Origin of the sequence: Aeromonas sp. MR7 (assembly GCF_963899385.1) — a bacterium.
Lineage (GTDB): Bacteria > Pseudomonadota > Gammaproteobacteria > Enterobacterales > Aeromonadaceae > Aeromonas > Aeromonas bestiarum.
Map to the genome: position 1 here is coordinate 193290 of NZ_CAWQXH010000043.1, position 17657 is coordinate 210946.

Below are 17657 nucleotides of genomic sequence, written 5' to 3' on the forward strand. Positions count from 1 at the left end.
TACTCATTGGGCCCTCAGGCGCCGGATTTCATGCTCTCTATGCTCAATTTCATCTCGCCGAGACGGCGTGCCAGTGCGCCTACGTTCCCCGCGCCCTGGGTCAATACCAGATCCCCCTCGCCGACCAGTCCTGCCAGCACGGCGGGTACGTCGTCCGGGGTAGCGACAAAGATGGGTTCCAGGTTGCCACGGGAGCGGATGGAGCGGCACAGGGCGCGGCCATCGGCCCCCGGGATGGGCTCTTCACCGGCGGCATAGACCTCCAGCATCACCAGTACATCCACCTTGGAGAGCACGTCCGCAAAATCTTCATAGAGATCGCGGGTACGGGTGTAGCGGTGCGGCTGGAATACCATGACCAGGCGCTTCTCGGGCCAGCCGGCGCGAGCGGCGTTGATGGTCACCTTGACTTCGCTCGGGTGGTGACCGTAATCGTCCACCAGCATGGCCTTGCCACGGCCGGTCTCGAACTCGCCATATTGCTGGAAGCGGCGACCCACGCCTTCAAACTTGGCCAGCGCCCGGATGATGGCATCATCGCCGATCCCGTCTTCGGTAGCGACCGCAATCGCTGCGGCGGCATTGAGCGCATTGTGGATGCCCGGCAGGTTCAGGGTCACTTCCAGCTCACCGGCGCCGGCGCGACGGACCCGGAAACGACTGCGATTGCTGGTCTGCACGAAGTCCAGCACCTGTACGTCGGCATCATCGCAGAGACCATAGGTGATGGTCGGACGGGCGATCTCGGGCAGCATGCCACGGATCACGGGATCATCCACACACACCACGGCCAGACCGTAGAAGGGCAGGTTGTGCAAAAAGTCGATGAAGGTGGCCTTCAGGCGGGAGAAGTCACCGCCGTAGGTGTCCATGTGATCCGCTTCGATGTTGGTCACGATGGAGACCATCGGCTGCAGATGCAGGAAGGAGGCGTCGCTCTCGTCCGCTTCGGCGATCAGATAACGGCTGCTGCCCAGGCGGGCATTGGTGCCGGCGCTGTTGAGCAGACCGCCGATGACGAAGGTCGGATCGCGATCGGCTTCGGCATAGATGCTCGCCACCAGACTGGTGGTGGTGGTCTTGCCGTGGGTGCCGGCGATGGCGATGCCGTGACGGAAACGCATCAGCTCGGCCAGCATCTCGGCGCGGCGCACCACGGGGATGCGCAGCTCGCGGGCGGCCAGCAGCTCGGGGTTGTCCTGCTTGATGGCGGTAGAGACCACCACCACGCTCGCCTCGCTCACATGCTCGGCGCTGTGGCCCACGAAGATATGGGCCCCCAGCGACGCCAGCCGCTCGGTCACCGCATTGCGGGCCAGATCCGAGCCGGTTACCTGATACCCTTCGTTGGCAAGCACCTCGGCGATCCCGCCCATACCGGCGCCACCTATGCCGATAAAGTGGATGCGACGCACGCGACGCATTTCGGGGATCACGGTACGCAGTTTTGCCAGTTCAACCTTGGTCATAGTTCTCTCTCAGTCTGCCCAGCGGCGAGTCGTTTACACTCATCGGCAACCCGCTCGGCGGCATCGGTAATAGCGACGCGACGGGCAGCTTGGGCCATGTTCAATAGGGTTTCCCTGCGGCCGGCAAGCCAGCTGAGGCGTGCGGCCAGCGAGGCCGTGGTCAGCTCGGATTGGGGCAGGAATTCAGCACCGCCGCCGTCGACCAGGGTCAGGGCATTGCGGGTCTGGTGATCATCCACCGCATGGGGCAGTGGCACAAAAATGGCGGCGACCCCGGCGGCAGCCACTTCGGAGACGGTCAGGGCCCCCGCGCGGCACACCACCAGATCGGCCCAGGCGTAGGCATCGGCCATGTCCTTGATAAATTCGCTCACCTCGGCCTCGACGCCCTGACCGGCATACGCCTGCGCGACGGCCTCACGGTTGCCCTTGCCGCACTGATGACGCACCGCAATGGAGACACCGGCAGCGGCAACGGCTGGCGGAACCTGCTCGTTGAGCACCCGGGCCCCCAGGCTGCCACCGACGATCAGCAGGTGCAGCGGCTCTGCGCTGCTGCGCAATTGCGGATCCGGCAGGGCAACCACTTCGGGGCGCACCGGATTGCCCACCACTGCGGTGCGACGACTCGGCGCAAACGCCCCCGGGAACGCCATCAGCACCCGCTTGGCGAGGCGCGCCAGCAGCTTGTTGGTCAGGCCGGCCGCCGCATTCTGCTCGTGCAACAGCAAGGGAATGCCGGACAGCCAGGCCGCCACGCCACCCGGGCCGGAGGCAAAGCCCCCCATGCCGAGCACCACATCGGGCCGTATGGTCTTGAGCACACGGCGCGCCTGCAGCACGGATTTGACGATGCGATAAGGGGCCGCCAGCAGACGCTTGATGCCGTTGCCGCGCACCCCCTGAATGTCGATGAAGGAGATAGGATAACCGTGGGCAGGCACCAGCTCTGCCTCCATCCGGTCGGCGGTGCCGAGCCAGTGAATAGTCCAGCCCTGGGCCTTGAGGCGATCGGCCACGGCTAGGCCGGGGAACACATGGCCCCCGGTACCGCCCGCCATCACCAACAGAGTCTTGCTCACGAAACCTCCCGCACGCGCGCCTGGGCACTGGCCTGGCGCAACTCGAAATCGATACGAATCAACATGCTCACCGCCACCATCATGATGATGAGACTGGAACCACCGTAGCTGACCAGCGGCAGGGTCAGACCCTTGGTCGGCATCATGCCGCTGGCGGCACCGACGTTGACGAAGGTCTGGAAGCTGAACCAGATGCCTATGCCGATGGCCAGATAGCCTTCATACAAGCGCTCGGCCACCAGTGCCTGGTGCCCCAGCTTGAGTGCCTTGAACGCCAGCGCGAAGATGAGGAAGAGCGCGCCCAGCACGCCCACGTAGCCCAGCTCTTCCCCCAGGATCGCAAACACGAAGTCGGTGTGCGCCTCCGGCAGGTACTCCATCTTCTGGATCGAGTTGCCAAGCCCCTCGCCAAACCAGCTGCCACGACCGAACGCCATCAGCGACTGGGTCAGCTGGTAGCCGCTGCCGAACGGATCGGCCCAGGGGTCGAGGAAGGAGGTCACCCGCCGCATCCGGTAAGGCTCGGCGATGATCAGGGTCACTACCGCGCTAACCCCCACCAGGATGAGGCCGATGAACTGCACCAGCCGCGCCCCCGCCAGGAACAGCATGCCCAGCGAGGTCACAAACATCACCACCACGGATCCCAGGTCGGGCTGGGCCAGCAGCAGTATGGCCACCACGAACAGCACGGCCATCGGCTTCATGAAGCCGATGAAGCGCTCGCGTACCTCGCTCTGACGGCGCACCAGGTAGCCCGCCAGATAGACGAACAGCGCCAGCTTGCCGAACTCGGCCGGCTGCAGGTTGAAGGGGCCGAGCGGCAGCCAGCGGATGGAACCGTTGACGCTGCGGCCCACCAGCAGCACCAGCACCAGCATTATGATGGCGAGCACCAGCATGGGGCCGTTGTAGTGCTGCCAGCGGGCCATGGGCACCTGCAGCACGAACCAGGAGATGCCGAGCGCCATCACCAGGAAGAGACCGTGGCGCTTCACGAACATGAAGGGATCGTTGTTGATGGCGATCCCCTCCGGGATCGAGGCCGAGGCCACTATCACCAGACCCACCGCCATCAAGGCCAGTGCCAGCACCACCAGTTGCCGATCGTAGAGACCCGCCGGGCGCGCCGGTAACAACCAGCGTTGCAGCACACCTGCGACGGCGCCAAGGGCGTTCATAAGGTCTGCACCAGCTCGGTGAAACGATCACCGCGCGCTTCGAAAGACTTGAACTGATCCAGGCTGGCGCAGGCCGGCGCCAGCAGCACCCAGTCACCGGGTCTGGCATCGGCGGCGGCCTTGGCAACCGCGGCTTCGAGGGAGGCGACCAGCTCGGTCTGCTCGCCCAGGGCCAGCAGCACCTCGGCATCCTGACCGAAGCAGTACATGTGATCGATCTGGCTGCCGAGCAGCGCCTGCACAGGGCCAAAGTCCTGGCCCTTGCCCTGGCCACCGGCCAGCAACAGCAAACGGCCCTTCACAGATTCACGCACACCGGCCACGGCGGCCAGGGTGGCCCCCACGTTGGTGGCCTTGGAGTCGTTGATCCAGCGCACCCCATTTACCTCCCGCACGAAGCGGGCGCGGTGGGGCAGGCCTTCGAAGCGGCGCAGCACGGCGAGTTGCGGCTCGCGGGGAATGCCCACCGCATCGCACAGGGCCATGGCCGCCAGCGCGTTGGCCTGATTGTGGGCACCGACAATTTTCATTTCGTCCACGGCGAGCAGTGGCTCCCCATGCAGGGTCAGCCAGTGGCGGCCCTCCAGCAGGCAGCGGCCATAGCCGTTGCAGTCGAGGCCGAAGCTCTGCCACACCTGACCCACATCGGGCAGAGTCTGGGCATCGTCGCGATTGATCAGAATGTGCTGGGAATGCTGATGGATCTCCATCTTGGCGGCGCGGTAGTCGGCCATGCCCTTATAGCGATCCATATGATCTTCACTGAGGTTTAACACCACGGAGGCGGCGGCACGCAGGCTGTGAGTGGTCTCCAGCTGGAAGCTGGAGAGCTCCAGCACGCAGAGATCCATCGGCTGCTTGAGCAGCTCCAGCGCCGGGGTACCTATGTTGCCACCGACGCCGACCTTGAGGCCCGCCTCGGCAATCATCTCGCCGACCAGGGTGGTGACAGTGCTCTTGCCGTTGGAGCCGGTGATGGCGATGACAGGTACCTGGGTCTCGCGCACGAACAGCTCGATATCGCCGACTATGCTCACTCCGAACTCGGCCGCGGCTTTCAGCTCGGGGGTCGCCAGGGCAATGCCCGGGCTCGCCACTATCATGTGGGCCTGCTTGAGCAGATCGCCGTCCAGCCCCTGGATCAGTTCGACCTCGGCGGGCAGTTGATCCTTGCCCGGCGGGTTGGCGCGGGTATCCATCACCAGAGGCGTGACGCCACGGCCGAGTAAGTAATCGACGCAGGAGAGTCCGGTTTTGCCGAGTCCTATGATGATGACCATGGCTTACCTCACCTTCAGGGTGGCGAGGCCGAGCAGCACCAGCATCAGAGTGATGATCCAGAAGCGCACTATGACGCGCGGCTCCGGCCAGCCCTTCTTCTCATAATGGTGATGGATCGGGGCCATGCGGAAGATCCGCACGCCGCGCAGCTTATAGGAGCCCACCTGCAGGATCACCGAGACGGTCTCCATCACGAAGACGCCGCCCATGATCACCAGCAGGAACTCCTGACGCACCAGCACGGCTATGGTACCGAGCGCACCGCCGAGGGCCAGGGAACCTACGTCCCCCATGAAGACCTGGGCCGGATAGGTGTTGAACCAGAGGAAGCCCAGACCCGCACCCACGATGGCGGTACAGACGATCACCAGCTCCGAGGTATAGGGCACATAGGGAATGTGCAGGTAGTTGGCGAAGTTGACGTTGCCGGTCGCCCAGGCGATCAGGGCGAAGCCCCCCGCCACCATCACGGTCGGCATGATGGCCAACCCATCCAGACCGTCGGTCAGGTTGACCGCGTTGGAGGTGCCGACGATCACGAAGTAGGTCAGCACTATGAACATCAGGCCGAGCTGCGGCATCACATCCTTGAGGAAAGGCACCACCAGCTGGGTCTGGCCATCGTGGGTGGCCGTGGTGTAGAGGAACACGGCTACGCCCAGCGCGACCGCCGACTGCCAGAAGTACTTCCAGCGGGCGATCAGACCGTCGGTATTCTTGCGCACCACCTTGAGGTAGTCGTCGGCAAAGCCGATGGCACCGTAGGCACCGAGCACGAACAGCACCAGCCACACATAGGGGTTGTCGAGGCGGCACCAGAGCAGCACAGAGGTAAAGATGGCGGCAATGATCATCAGGCCGCCCATGGTCGGGGTGCCTTTCTTGCTGAGGTGGGACTCGGGACCGTCGTTGCGGATCACCTGGCCGAACTTCATGATCTGCAGACGGCGGATGAGGCGCGGCCCCATCCAGAGCGCCACCACCAGGCCGGTGATGATCGACAGGATGGCGCGAAACGTCAGGTAGGAGAAGACGTTGAAGAAGGTGAAGTGTGGGGTGAGCAGTTCCGCCAGCCAGACTAGCATGTGGCCGACTCCTGACGGTCAACGACCATCTTGACGATATCTTCCATGCGGGAGCCGCGGGCGCCCTTGACCAGAATCGAAATTTCTTGATGTGTATTTATCATTTGCGCAAGCACTTCAAACAACGACGCCTTGTTATCGAAATGTCGACCAGCCGCGGCATCTGCGGTGTGGCGACTCTGTTCCCCTACTGTCAGCACGGCATCCAGACCACGCTCACGGGCATGGCGTCCCACCCGGGCGTGTTGCTCGGCAGACTCCTCACCCAACTCCTTCATGTCACCGAATACCAGCACCTTGTAGCCGCCCATGGCGGTCAGGGCATCGATGCCCGCCAGCACAGATTCCACGCTGGCGTTGTAGGTGTCATCCACCAGAGTGAGACCACCCCAGCGCTGGACGCAGAAGCGGCCCTTGACCGGCGCCATCTGCTCCAGCCCCGCCTTGACGGAGGCGAGCGAGGCACTGAGCGCCAGACAACCGGCGGCGGCCGCCAGGGCATTGGCCACGTTGTGGCGACCTGGAATGGCCAGGGTCAGGCTTATTTCACCCTGCGGCGTCACCATCACGAATTCGGCGCAGCCCTGCCCGTTGAGCACTATGTTGCGGGCATGGAAGGGTTGGCTCTGATCTGCGAGGGAGAAGGCACACTGGATGCCCAGTTCACGCCACTTCGGCCAGAATTCATTGTCGGCATTGACGATGGCGGTGCCGCCCTCGCCCAACCCCTCAAAAATCTCGCTCTTGGCGTGGAAGACCCCTTCCAGAGAACCGAAGCCCTCCAGATGAGCCGCCGCCACGTTGTTGATGAGGGCGGCATCGGGCTGAGCCAGTGAGGTGGTCCAGGCGATCTCGCTCGGATGGTTGGCACCCAGCTCCATCACCGCAAACTTGTGTTGCGGCTCGAGCCGCAGCAGGGTCAGCGGCACGCCCACTTCGTTGTTGAAGTTGCCGGCGGTAGCCAGCACCTCGCCTTCATGACGCAGGATGGCGGTCGCCATCTCTTTCACCGTGGTCTTGCCACAGCTGCCGGTGATGGCCAGCACTTTCGGGTTGATGCGCTCGCGCACCAGCTTGCCGAGGCGACCCAGCCCCTTGAGACTGTCGGTGACAACCAGCTGGGGAATGGCCAGTCGCAATTCCCGTTCGACCAGCAGGGCAGAGGCCCCGGCAGCAACCGCCTGCGCGCAGAAATCGTGGGCGTCGAAACGCTCGCCGCGCAGCGCGACAAACAGGGCACCCGCTCCCAGGGTGCGGGTGTCGGTACTGACAGCCGTGATCTCGCCGTCATCACCAATCAGACGGGCATCGAGTACCTGCGCCAGCTCGGCAAGCCTGAGGGTCATCATCTGAATGACTCCAATAATGTGTGCAAGGCGGCCGCGACGGTTTCCCGGTCGCTGTAGTGCCGCTTGTCGGTTCCAATGATCTGATAATCCTCGTGACCCTTACCGGCCACCAGGATGATGTCCTGTTTGCTCGCCTGGCCGAGAGCCAGGGTGATCGCCTTGACCCGGTCGTGCTCGATCTGCACGGCAGCAGGATCGCGAAGGCCCGCCACCATGTCGGCCATGATCTGGGCCGGCTCCTCGGTACGGGGGTTGTCGTCGGTCAGGATCACGCGATCCGCATGTTGCTCTGCCATGGCGGCCATCATGGGACGCTTGCCACGATCCCGGTCGCCACCACAGCCAACCAGACACCAGAGCTGGCCCTCGCAGTGCACCCGCAGGGCCTGCAATGCCTTCTCCAGCGCATCCGGGGTATGGGCATAATCGACCACGGCGAGCGGCGCATTGCCGCCACCGAAGCATTCCATGCGACCGGTCACCGGCTGCAATTGAGGTGCCGTTGCCAGCAGCTCGTTGAAGTCATAACCGAGCACCAGCATGGCGCCCATGGCCGCCAGCACATTGCTGACGTTGAAGCGACCGAGCAAGGGGGCGGATAATACACCATTCCCCCAGCTGGAGTTAATGCGTGTGTGAAAACCTTGTTGGTGGAAGTGGGGATCCTGCGCCGTTAACTGTCGCCCCGGGTGGTTTTCAATCGGGCCGTGCACGCTGAAGGCCACAGCGGCAGGATAGGCGGCAAGCCACTGGCGCCCCAGCCGGTCGTCGGCATTGATGACGGCGCAGGGCTCGTCGACCAGTTTCAGCAGCTCTTCCTTGGCGGCGCCATAGGCTTCCATGGTGCCGTGGTAGTCCAGATGATCCCGGCTCAGGTTGGTGAACACGGCCGCCGCGAAAGGCAGGGCCGCCACACGATGCTGTACCAGACCGTGGCTGGAAACCTCCATCGCCACCAGATCTGCCCCCTGCTGTTGCAGAGCCGCCAGATTGGCCTGCACCTGCACCGCGCTGCCGGTGGTGTTTTCGGCTTCCACTAGCTCACCGAACAAGCCATTGCCTATGGTGCCCATCACCCCGGCCCTGCCACCCAGCAGGGTACGCCAGTTGGCGACCAGCAGCGCAGTGGTGCTCTTGCCATTGGTACCCGTGATGCCGACCAGTTCCAGCCTGTTGGCAGGCTGCTGGTAGAAGTAACCGGCCAGCTCGGAGAGTCTGGCGGGCATATTAGGGATACCTATGCAGGGCACGGCCAGCTGAGGCGCGACGAATTCCCCGTCCTCCTCAAACACGATGGCGGTCGCTCCCTGAGCCACCGCCTGTTCCATGAAACGTCTGCCATCCACCTGGTGACCCCGAATGGCCACGAAGAGACAACCGGGCCCGACCCGCCGGCTGTCCAGCTGGATATCGGTGAGGGCGAGCGCCGGGGCACGGATGCCGAAGGGGCGCAGTAATGAATCAAGTGCGCGGTGCAACATGAGAAGCCTCCGTATAGGCAGGAATGCAGACGCTCACACCGTGAAACAGCATGGAATACGCCCCGGAACAGATGGGATGGAGGGCTAGGTCAAGTACGCGGTGCAACATGGGAAGCCTCCGTATGGGCAGGAATGCAGATGCTCACACCGCGAAACAGCATGGAATACACCCCGGAACAGATGGGATGGAGGGCCAGGTCAGGTGCGAGGTGCAAGGGGGGCCTCCGTACGGGCGAGTTTGGCGGGTACTGCAGGCGGTACCGCATCGGGACGAATATTGAATAGCTGCAGCACACCGCCCATGGCTTCGGCAAAGGGCGGCGTCGCAACGGCACCACCGTAGTAGGCATCGCCCTTGGGCTCGTTGATCACCACTACCATGACGAAACGGGGGTTGCTGGCCGGGGCGAAACCGGCGAACCAGGCCATGTAATCCTTGCCGTAGCCGCCGGCGACGGCGACCTTGGCGGTACCACTCTTGCCGCCGACCCGGTAACCGGGGATCTGCGCTTTCGGAATGGCATTGCTCACCACGTACTCCAGCGCCTGCAGCATGGCGCTGGCGTTATTGTGGTCGATGACCTGCTCACCCTTGGGCGGCTCGGTCACCTTGACGATGGAGAGCGGCACTCGCTTGCCCTTGTTGGCCAGGGTGGCGTAGGCGGAGGCCAGCTGCAGCGGAGTGACCCGCAGACCGTAACCGAACGAGAGAGTGGCCCGCTCGATATCGGACCAGCGACGACGCTGGGGCAGCATGCCGCTGCTCTCGCCCATCAGGCCGCTGCCGGTATCCATGCCGAAACCGACCATGCTGAGGGTGTTGATCATCTCCTGCGCCGGCATCCGCAGCGCGATGCGCGACATGCCGATGTTGGAGGAGTAGCGCAGTATGTCGTACAGGTTGGTCGCCTTGTGGATGCTCACGTCACGGATCTGCTTGGCCCCGATATACAGAGGTCCGCCCGGAATGGTGTCCTTCCAGCTGGTGACGCCCGCCTGCAGGGCACTCAACAGGATCAAGGGCTTGATGGTCGAACCCGGCTCATAGGTATCGGTCACGACCCGGTTGCGCACCCGGAAACTCTGGTACTGGCCGCGGTTGTTCGGGTTGTAGGAGGGGGTGTTGACCATGGCGAGCACTTCGCCGGTCTTCACATCCAGCATCACCATGGAGCCGGAGGTCGCCTTGTTCTCGTCGGTGGCCCGCTTGAGCGCCCGATAGGCCAGTGCCTGGACCCGCTGGTCGATGCTCAGTTGCAGATCGTTGGCGTTCTTGCCCTCCTTGACCAGGCCAAGCCGCTCGATGACCCGACCCTGACGGTCTTTACGCACCCGCATCTCGCCCGGAGTCGCCGTCAGCCACTCGTTGTAGCTGCGCTCTATCCCTTCGATACCGCTGCCATCTATGTTGGTGACCCCCACCAGGTGGGCGCTGATCTCGCCGGTTGGATAGAAGCGGCGCGCCTCTGGCCGCAGATAGATGCCGCCCAGCTTGAGGCCCTTGATGTATTCCGCCACCGCCGGCGTCACCTGGCGCTGCAGGTAGACGAAGCGCTTGCTCGGGTTGGAGATGCGATGCTTGAGGGTGTTGATGTCGAGCTTGAGTACGGCGGAGAGCGCCAGCCAGGCGCGCTCGTTATGGATGGCGCCGGATTCATGCACCGTCTTGGGATCGGCCCAGACGGCTTCCACCGGCACAGACACGGCAAGCTGTTCGCCGTTGCGGTCGGTGATCATGCCGCGCACCGCCTGGGTGGCAGTGGTACGCAGCGAACGCATGTCCCCTTCCTGGCGCAGCCGATCCGGATCTATCACCTGGATCCAGGCCAGCCGCAGGATCAAGCCAGCAAACGCAATGCCGATGAAGAACACCAGCGTGCGAAAGCGCCACGGATAGAGTGACGGTGCTTTCGCCTTGGGTGGGGCCTTGGCAGATGCCTTGCGTTTCATGGTTGTGTTATTACCTTCTCGGTGGTCACCAGCGGGCGAGCCATCTGCAATTTATCCATGGCCAGACTCGCGACACGGGAGTGCTCGGCCAGCGTCCCCTGTTCCAGCAAGAGGTGACGCCATTCGATGTTGAGCCGATCCTCTTCCGCCATCAGATCGTTCTGCTTGGCGGTCATGCCACGGGTCATGTTGGTGACCAGGATCACGGCAAAGGCGGTGATCAGCACGGCAACGGCCAGCACGACCTGCAGCTTGTGCCGCCAGAGATCGCCGAGGATCTCCCTGGCCAGATGAACACGCACCTCGCTCATGACTTACTCCGCCAGTCGCTGGGCGACCCGCAGCACAGAGCTGCGCGATCGGCTGTTTTCGGTGACTTCATGCTCGGAAGGCTTGAGCGCCTTGCCGACCGACTTCAATTTGCGACCGCCGGCCAGCTGGGCCTCGGTCAACGGAATGCCGCGCGGCACCTCGGGGCCTTTCTCGTGCTTGCGGATGAAGTGCTTCACCAGCCTGTCTTCCAGCGAGTGGAAGCTGATGACGGAGAGCCGTCCCTCGGGAGCCAGCGCCTGCAGGGCACCGTCCAGCGCTGTCTCGATCTCGTCCAGCTCGCTGTTGATATAGATGCGGATGGCCTGGAAGCTGCGGGTGGCGGCGTGTTTGCCCTTCTCCTTGCTCGGGTTGACCCGGGCAATCATCTCCGCCAGCTGGCGGGTACGTACATAGGGCTCGGTGACCCGATCGTGGACAATGGCACGGGCAATCTTCTTGGCGAAACGCTCCTCGCCGAAGGTCTTCAAGACCCAGGCGATGTCATCCACATCGGCACGAGCCAGCCACTGTGCGGCGCTCTGGCCTGAGGTGGGGTCCATCCGCATATCGAGCGGGCCGTCTTTCATGAAGCTGAAACCACGCTCGGCATCGTCCAGCTGGGGGGAAGAGACCCCCAGATCCAGCAGGAAGCCGTCGACCTTGCCCAGCAGACCGCGCTCGGCCAGATAGGTGGTGATGCCGGAGAAGGGGCCGTGCACGATTTCGAAACGGGGATCCTGGATCTTGGCTGCCTCGGCTATGGCCTGGGGATCCCGGTCGATGGCGATCAGCCGGCCGTTCGGGCCAAGGTGCTGGAGAATGAGACGAGAGTGACCACCCCGGCCAAAAGTACCGTCGACGTAGATGCCGTCCGGCTTGATGGCCAGCCCTTCAACGGCTTCGTGCAACAGCACTGTGATGTGTTCAGCGGCTTGGGTCATTTATAAAGAAAAATCCTGTAGTCGTGGCGAGCTTGCCCAGTCGTCCTCGGGCAGGCCCTGAATGTCGTCATTGACCTGTTGTTGCCAGCGGGCTTCATCCCACAGCTCAAACTTGTTGAGCTGGCCCACCAGCATGATCTTCTTGTCCAACCCGGCGTGGCTACGCAGTGGCTGGCTCAGCAGCAGACGGCCATTGCCATCCAGCTCGCATTCGGTCGCATGGCCGAGCAACAGCCGCTGCAAGCGGCGCTCTACGGGGTTCATGCTGGAGAGCATCTTGAGCTTGCGCTCTATCTCTTCCCATTCGTTCAGGGGGTAAAGCAGCAGGCAGGGATGGGCAATATCTATGGTGCAGACCAGCTGGCCCTCGCTTTCGTCGCGCAGCCAATCACGGTACTTGGTCGGAATCGCCAGTCGCCCTTTGCTGTCCAGGCTGATGGCGTGAGCACCACGCAACAAATTGCAGTCCCTGAAAATGAGTTAAGGGGGCAAATCGCCCGATAAAAACCACTTTGATCCACTTTTCCCCACCTTGAAGTTTAAGGACGTGCTGAAGGCTTTTCAAGCGAGGATATCGGGCATGGGGAACATATTGACGCAGTGTTTGGGTAGCACTGATTAAATGAGTTGATTTTCCACAAGTTATTTGTGCAGAAATAAAATCGATTAATTAGGGACTGGGGTATAAACCGCCATAATCAGGGAGAAATAATGAAGCGGTACAATACAACTGCGCACAAAATGATGCTGACGCCTACCACGGGGTAGATGATGTAGTCATCCCCTGCTCGCCGTGCCCGCAAGCAAACCAGCTGGCACAGCAACAGGTTGTAGATGATCAGCAGAAATGTCAGCAGGAGATTTGTACCAAAAGCCAGCTCCCCAGCATGCATGACATAGAGGCCCATCAACACAAAATTGGCGAGAATCAAATACAGTAAAAATTTCTGGATCGCCTTGCCCGCTGTCGGGGTCTTTTTTACTCGTGTTATCATGCTTATCACGTCCTGGATTCCACATGAACAGTCGACAAAAATTGTCAAAAACTGTTGAGATACATCATGTTTTTATTGTTCAGCCCTCCTTGCATCACCCTGAAATCATGACTCGGGTACTCTGTTGGCTAGTTGGTACTCTGTTACTGACCTCTCCCTATTGTTATTCCTATCATAACTATCATTGGCAGGCTGGTTTTCCTACCCCTGTACAAGGAAAAGGAGCCGAACTAGTCACTCAACAGACTCAGTTTCTACTGCAGCAACGTGACCATCTGCAAAAACGGATCACTCAGTCACAGCCAATGATCCGGTGGGTCGAACAACAGGTTCGGGCACGCAAGCTACCCGCCATGCTCGCTTTCCTTCCTTTGATTGAGAGCAGTTATCGACTGGATGTGGTATCTACTGCAGGAGCCGCCGGACCTTGGCAGTTGATGCCCGCTACGGCAGTGCGCTTCTCCATTCCCATGATGTCGGGTTTCGATGGACGCTACTCGCTACCGCTCGCTACCGATGCGGCACTGACCTATCTCAGTTGGCTCTATCAATTTTTTGGTCAAGACTGGCTACTGGCTCTGGCGGCTTACAACGCGGGAGAGGGGCGGGTGCTGAAGGCAGTACTCGATGCAGGTACTCGCAATGTGTGGGAGCTATCGCTCCCGACAGAAACGCGGCTATATGTGGCCCGCTTCATTGCCCTATCTCAACTACTGGCTCGTGCGGAACAATACCAATTTGTTTTGCCATCTTGGCAAGAAGGGGAAAATTTGCAGGTGATACGGCATCCGAATAGCTGCTCATTGCTGGATTGGGCAATGGCAAAAGGGGTGGCCATGAATGAGGCCAGTCGCTGGAACCCTGCCTGGCAGCTACCCAACGTACCCGGGGTAACCAACTGTCCCATCGTCTATAGCCGTGGAACATCCCCTACCCCAGTCACCAAAAAGGGGCAGATCCTCCTTCACAAAGCCATTTCATTGGAAAGCTTGCACGATCCCTTGCTGCTGCAAGCAGCAAGGGGGCTGGATATGAGTCGTGGCGCTATCAGACTGGAGTCGTTACCGGATCCACTGGGACTGGGGACGAAGCGACCCCTCCTGACACCATGAAGCAATGTCGCCAATGGCTGAGCACTGGCGACAAGTCTACCGATTCTGGATCTGACCAACGGGCGCCATAGAAGCTCAGGTATTGGCCAATTGAACGCCGATGGGTGATTTGGCAATCCAGCACAATACGTGGAGAGAGTGACAGGCTGACAATCTCGGGCAGGATAAAACGTGCAGGAGCCAGAAAACCAACCCCTCCCGGCCCTATATCCTTGATCACAGCCCGGCCGATGCTCTTATCGAACAGAAGACCCGACACCATGAGACGGGCAGCAATGCCACAGCTCTGTGACTCCAGCGGGGTACTGCCGTCATGCAGATACCAGCGGGGGACCTTACGCCGAGGATCGCTCAGCGTATCCGATCCCGGCAGATCCATTTCAAGGTTGTCCATGAGAAGTGTCGTCCTTGGCTTGCTTCACTGCGGCTTGTGTTTGCGCACTGAATAACTGTTCCAGATTTTTTTCCGCCTGGCTTGTCATCACCAGCAGTTCGATACGGCGGTTTTGGCTGCCTCGGGGATCGGCTGTATTCTCCAACATGGTATCTGACATGGCCACGACCTGCCCCACCCGCTCGGGGGGCATGCCTCCGGCAAGCAAGACCCGCCTTGCCATCATGGCGCGATCGGATGAAAGCTCCCAGTTGCTGTAGTTGTCACCCGCAAAGGGGGTGCTATCGGTGTGGCCCGAGATCATGACTCGGTTTTCAACTCGCTGAAATATAGGGGCCAACGCCATCAGCATATGCCGGAAGAAGGGGCTGATCCGGGCGCTGCCACGGCTGTACATCTCGCGCTCATCATCATCGCGAATGAGGATCCTCAAGCCTTGTGGAACCAGTTGCAGCTCAAGGTTGTTCTTGGCTTGCATCTGATCGGCCAGCGAGCCAATGAACCCGGCCAGTTGCCTCATCTGAGCCTCACCTTCAATTTTCCCCACAAGAAGGTTCTCGTAACCGCCGCTGGCCCCATCAGAAAAGATGCTGCGATTTCGCTCCATATGCTTTGGCATCCGCTGCCCTTCCTCGACAAACTTGGGACTGAGCTCTTCCAGCACGGATGGGTTGCCTCCCAGATCCACCGGGTAGGGGCTGTTGCGGATATCGAACGGGTTAGCTTCACTGTCCATGATGCTGTAGTCACGCAGGCGACTGGCGACGACCTCACGCTCCTCCTGACTTGAGACAGCCAGGATCCATAACACCATGAAAAATGCCATCATCGCCAGGGTGAAGTCGGCAAAGGCCACTTTCCAGGCCCCACCACCCTTGGGTGCGCTGTTACGCCGTTGCTGGCGTTTGATGATGATCTGCTCGTGATTGCGCATTACATGGCCCTGTTTGTCACCCACTCTTCCAATTCAAGGAAGCTGGGTTTAACGTCAGGCTCCAACATCTTGCGACCCGAATCGACCGAGATGAGCGGGGTCTTGCCACGAAGCTGGGCGATCAGAATAGATTTGATGCACATCAGCAGCCCTATCCGACGCTTGACCATCTCCTCCATGGCGTTGCTGATGGGCTCCAGCAAGCAGTAGCAGAGGAAGATGCCAATGAAGGTTCCCACTAATGCGGCCGCGACATGTACGCCGATATTGCTCAAGGGGCCATCCAGCTGCTGCATGGTGATGATGATCCCCATCACCGCAGCCAGAATACCGAACCCTGGGCATGCCTCGCCCGTCTTGTGTAGGGCATGTGCCGGTTTGAGCATGTCCTCCTCAATAGCCATGATCTCCTGCTCCAGCATGGTATCCAGCTCATGAGGCGTAATCTTGCCCATTCCCAGTAAACGCAAGTTATCGATGATGAAACCGAGCAGTTGAGGATCTTCCGATATCTGGGGATACATCAAAAATACTGAGCTCTGTTGTGGATTCTCAATATGTTCATCGAGTGCCTTCATGCCCTTATTGCGGGTCTCCTCCAGCAATTGGTGCATCAAGGTCAGCAACTCGCGGTAGATCTCTTTCTCATCCTTGTTGGATTTGAAGCACTGCTTCATCTGGCGCCACATCTCATGCATCACCTCTTTCGAGTTACCAAGAAACATGGAGCCGACTGCAGCACCTATGATGATGATCAGCTCAGCGGGCTGCCACAAGGCGATCGGTTTGCCGCCCGCCATCATGAAACCACCCAGCACACAAATGAAAATGACGCCAAGACCAATCTGTTTTTGCATGAACGCTCCCGCAGAATTCAAGGAGCCTCACCACAAGTGGTGAAGCATTAATATATGGAGTCGACCAAACGCTGCTTGAGCTGAAGGACGCACTGTTTGTGCAATTGGCAGACTCGTGATTCGGTCAGGCCCAACACCAGCGCGATCTCTTTCATATTCAACTCTTGCTGGTAATAGAGTGAGAGCAGCAGTTGCTCTCGCTTGTCCAATGAGGTGAGTACCTTGCTGATGGTCATGGCCATATCGACATCATCAGACTCAGTGGCCGGCGCCTTGCCTCCATTCTCCAGCCACTCTTCCAGGCTCTGTAACGCTTCAGCCTGACTGGCATAGGCCAATTGGCGCACTTCTTCCACGGTACAATTCAGAGACGCAGCCAGTTCCTGCTCCGTAGGTGATCGTCCCAAACGGTTATACAGCTCTCGCTGGGCTTGATTGTGGCTGTGCACCTGCTGGCGTAGTTGACGAGGCCGCCAATCCAGACGCCGAAGCTCATCAAGCATGGCACCACGGATACGCTTGAAGGCGTAGCTTTCAAACTGGGGGTCCGGTTCACTATCGTAACGACGCCAGGCCTCCAGCAGCCCCATCATGCCAACCTGTTCCATATCCTCCTGATCGAAGCAGGCAGAGACCTGACTGCGAAGGTGGCTGGCGGCCCGTTTCACTAACGGCAGATAACGAGTCAATATTGCCTGCTCACCCGTGCGAGGAGGTGAAGTGGCAAACTCAGGCGGCGTATCCCAGTCGGTATTCATCATATCGGTGTTATTGCACCAATACCTTGGTGATCAACACTTCATCCAGGTAGGGCTTGTACCCATAGCTCTGCAGTGTCGTCACCAGCTTGCCGAGCAGAGAGCCTTGCAATGCCGTGATGTTCTGCAGCTCTTTTTTCACATCATCGTGCGTACGATGACTGAAATACTGCACCATCGCATTGCGGATGAGCGGGGTCAGCTCATTGAGGGTATTCAGTTGTGCCGGATTGTGAGTAACCAGAGCCAATTCCAGCACGAGATAATGGGACTCGGCGCCTCCTTCCAGACTGATGACAAAGCGCTCCATCGGCTTGAACAATGGAGTCGCACTCAACTCTGGCTTGGGTTCGGCCAGCCCCAGCCACACTGCGACCACATCACGCTTCAGATAAACGCCATAGGCCAGCACGGCTAATAGACACAGGGCCATCACGACCACCATCAACCACTTCATGACACGCCGCATAATATGA

The 17657-nt window shown here is 60.4% G+C and carries 17 protein-coding genes; 1 reads left to right on the forward strand and 16 read right to left on the reverse strand.

Annotated features, from left to right (window positions below):
- Positions 1–14: 14 nt before the first annotated feature.
- From murC to AACW87_RS17010, 12 genes are all read right to left on the reverse strand, one after another.
- Positions 15–1469, reverse strand: a complete 1455-nt coding sequence (gene murC / locus AACW87_RS16955) for a UDP-N-acetylmuramate--L-alanine ligase (protein ID WP_042867995.1) — start codon at positions 1467–1469, stop codon at positions 15–17.
- Positions 1466–2551, reverse strand: coding sequence for an undecaprenyldiphospho-muramoylpentapeptide beta-N-acetylglucosaminyltransferase (murG, locus tag AACW87_RS16960; protein ID WP_043139943.1), 1086 nt, complete (start codon positions 2549–2551; stop codon positions 1466–1468). The genes murC and murG overlap by 4 nt, the downstream gene beginning before the upstream one ends.
- Entirely contained in the window at positions 2548–3732 is a 1185-nt protein-coding gene (gene ftsW, locus AACW87_RS16965) for a cell division protein FtsW (RefSeq protein WP_098981864.1), read from the reverse strand. The genes murG and ftsW overlap by 4 nt, the downstream gene beginning before the upstream one ends.
- Positions 3729–5012, reverse strand: coding sequence for a UDP-N-acetylmuramoyl-L-alanine--D-glutamate ligase (gene murD / locus AACW87_RS16970; RefSeq protein WP_241325620.1), 1284 nt, complete (start codon positions 5010–5012; stop codon positions 3729–3731). Before murD ends, ftsW begins: the two co-directional genes overlap by 4 nt.
- Before the next feature lie 3 nt (positions 5013–5015).
- On the reverse strand, positions 5016–6098 hold the full coding sequence (gene mraY / locus AACW87_RS16975) for a phospho-N-acetylmuramoyl-pentapeptide-transferase (protein WP_042867986.1): 1083 nt from the start codon (positions 6096–6098) through the stop codon (positions 5016–5018).
- Positions 6092–7447, reverse strand: coding sequence for a UDP-N-acetylmuramoyl-tripeptide--D-alanyl-D-alanine ligase (locus AACW87_RS16980; protein ID WP_241325621.1), 1356 nt, complete (start codon positions 7445–7447; stop codon positions 6092–6094). Before AACW87_RS16980 ends, mraY begins: the two co-directional genes overlap by 7 nt.
- Complete coding sequence (gene murE / locus AACW87_RS16985; RefSeq protein ID WP_241325622.1) at positions 7444–8928, reverse strand: UDP-N-acetylmuramoyl-L-alanyl-D-glutamate--2,6-diaminopimelate ligase; 1485 nt, start codon at positions 8926–8928, stop codon at positions 7444–7446. The genes AACW87_RS16980 and murE overlap by 4 nt, the downstream gene beginning before the upstream one ends.
- A gap of 198 nt (positions 8929–9126) precedes the next feature.
- Positions 9127–10878 (reverse strand): penicillin-binding transpeptidase domain-containing protein, encoded by a 1752-nt coding sequence (locus tag AACW87_RS16990; RefSeq protein ID WP_043139955.1) that lies wholly within the window; start codon positions 10876–10878, stop codon positions 9127–9129.
- Positions 10875–11189 (reverse strand): cell division protein FtsL, encoded by a 315-nt coding sequence (gene ftsL / locus AACW87_RS16995; RefSeq protein WP_043139958.1) that lies wholly within the window; start codon positions 11187–11189, stop codon positions 10875–10877. The genes AACW87_RS16990 and ftsL overlap by 4 nt, the downstream gene beginning before the upstream one ends.
- Before the next feature lie 3 nt (positions 11190–11192).
- Positions 11193–12131, reverse strand: coding sequence for a 16S rRNA (cytosine(1402)-N(4))-methyltransferase RsmH (rsmH, locus tag AACW87_RS17000; protein ID WP_043139960.1), 939 nt, complete (start codon positions 12129–12131; stop codon positions 11193–11195).
- Positions 12132–12590, reverse strand: coding sequence for a division/cell wall cluster transcriptional repressor MraZ (mraZ, locus tag AACW87_RS17005; RefSeq protein WP_043139962.1), 459 nt, complete (start codon positions 12588–12590; stop codon positions 12132–12134). It abuts the gene before it with no gap.
- Between the two features lie 239 nt (positions 12591–12829).
- Positions 12830–13126: a hypothetical protein gene (locus tag AACW87_RS17010; protein WP_042867971.1), complete on the reverse strand. Its 297-nt coding sequence runs from the start codon at positions 13124–13126 to the stop codon at positions 12830–12832.
- 257 nt (positions 13127–13383) lie between these two features.
- Between AACW87_RS17010 and AACW87_RS17015 the strand changes: the two genes are divergently transcribed.
- Positions 13384–14238, forward strand: coding sequence for a lytic transglycosylase domain-containing protein (locus AACW87_RS17015; protein ID WP_241325660.1), 855 nt, complete (start codon positions 13384–13386; stop codon positions 14236–14238).
- Positions 14239–14618: 380 nt separating this feature from the next.
- Here the strand turns inward: AACW87_RS17015 and lafU are convergent, their stop codons facing one another.
- From lafU to lafF, 4 genes are read right to left on the reverse strand one after another with little or no spacing between them, the layout of a single operon-like run.
- On the reverse strand, positions 14619–15566 hold the full coding sequence (lafU, locus tag AACW87_RS17020) for a lateral flagellar motor protein LafU (RefSeq protein ID WP_241325623.1): 948 nt from the start codon (positions 15564–15566) through the stop codon (positions 14619–14621).
- The gene (lafT, locus tag AACW87_RS17025; protein WP_005314215.1) at positions 15566–16423 is read right to left on the reverse strand and encodes a lateral flagellar motor stator protein LafT; all 858 of its coding nucleotides are present in this window, start codon (positions 16421–16423) and stop codon (positions 15566–15568) included. Before lafT ends, lafU begins: the two co-directional genes overlap by 1 nt.
- Positions 16424–16470: 47 nt before the next feature.
- Positions 16471–17184 (reverse strand): lateral flagellar system RNA polymerase sigma factor LafS, encoded by a 714-nt coding sequence (gene lafS / locus AACW87_RS17030; protein WP_241325624.1) that lies wholly within the window; start codon positions 17182–17184, stop codon positions 16471–16473.
- 7 nt (positions 17185–17191) lie between these two features.
- Positions 17192–17650 (reverse strand): lateral flagellar basal body-associated protein LafF, encoded by a 459-nt coding sequence (gene lafF, locus AACW87_RS17035; protein ID WP_241325625.1) that lies wholly within the window; start codon positions 17648–17650, stop codon positions 17192–17194.
- Positions 17651–17657 lie beyond the last annotated feature (7 nt).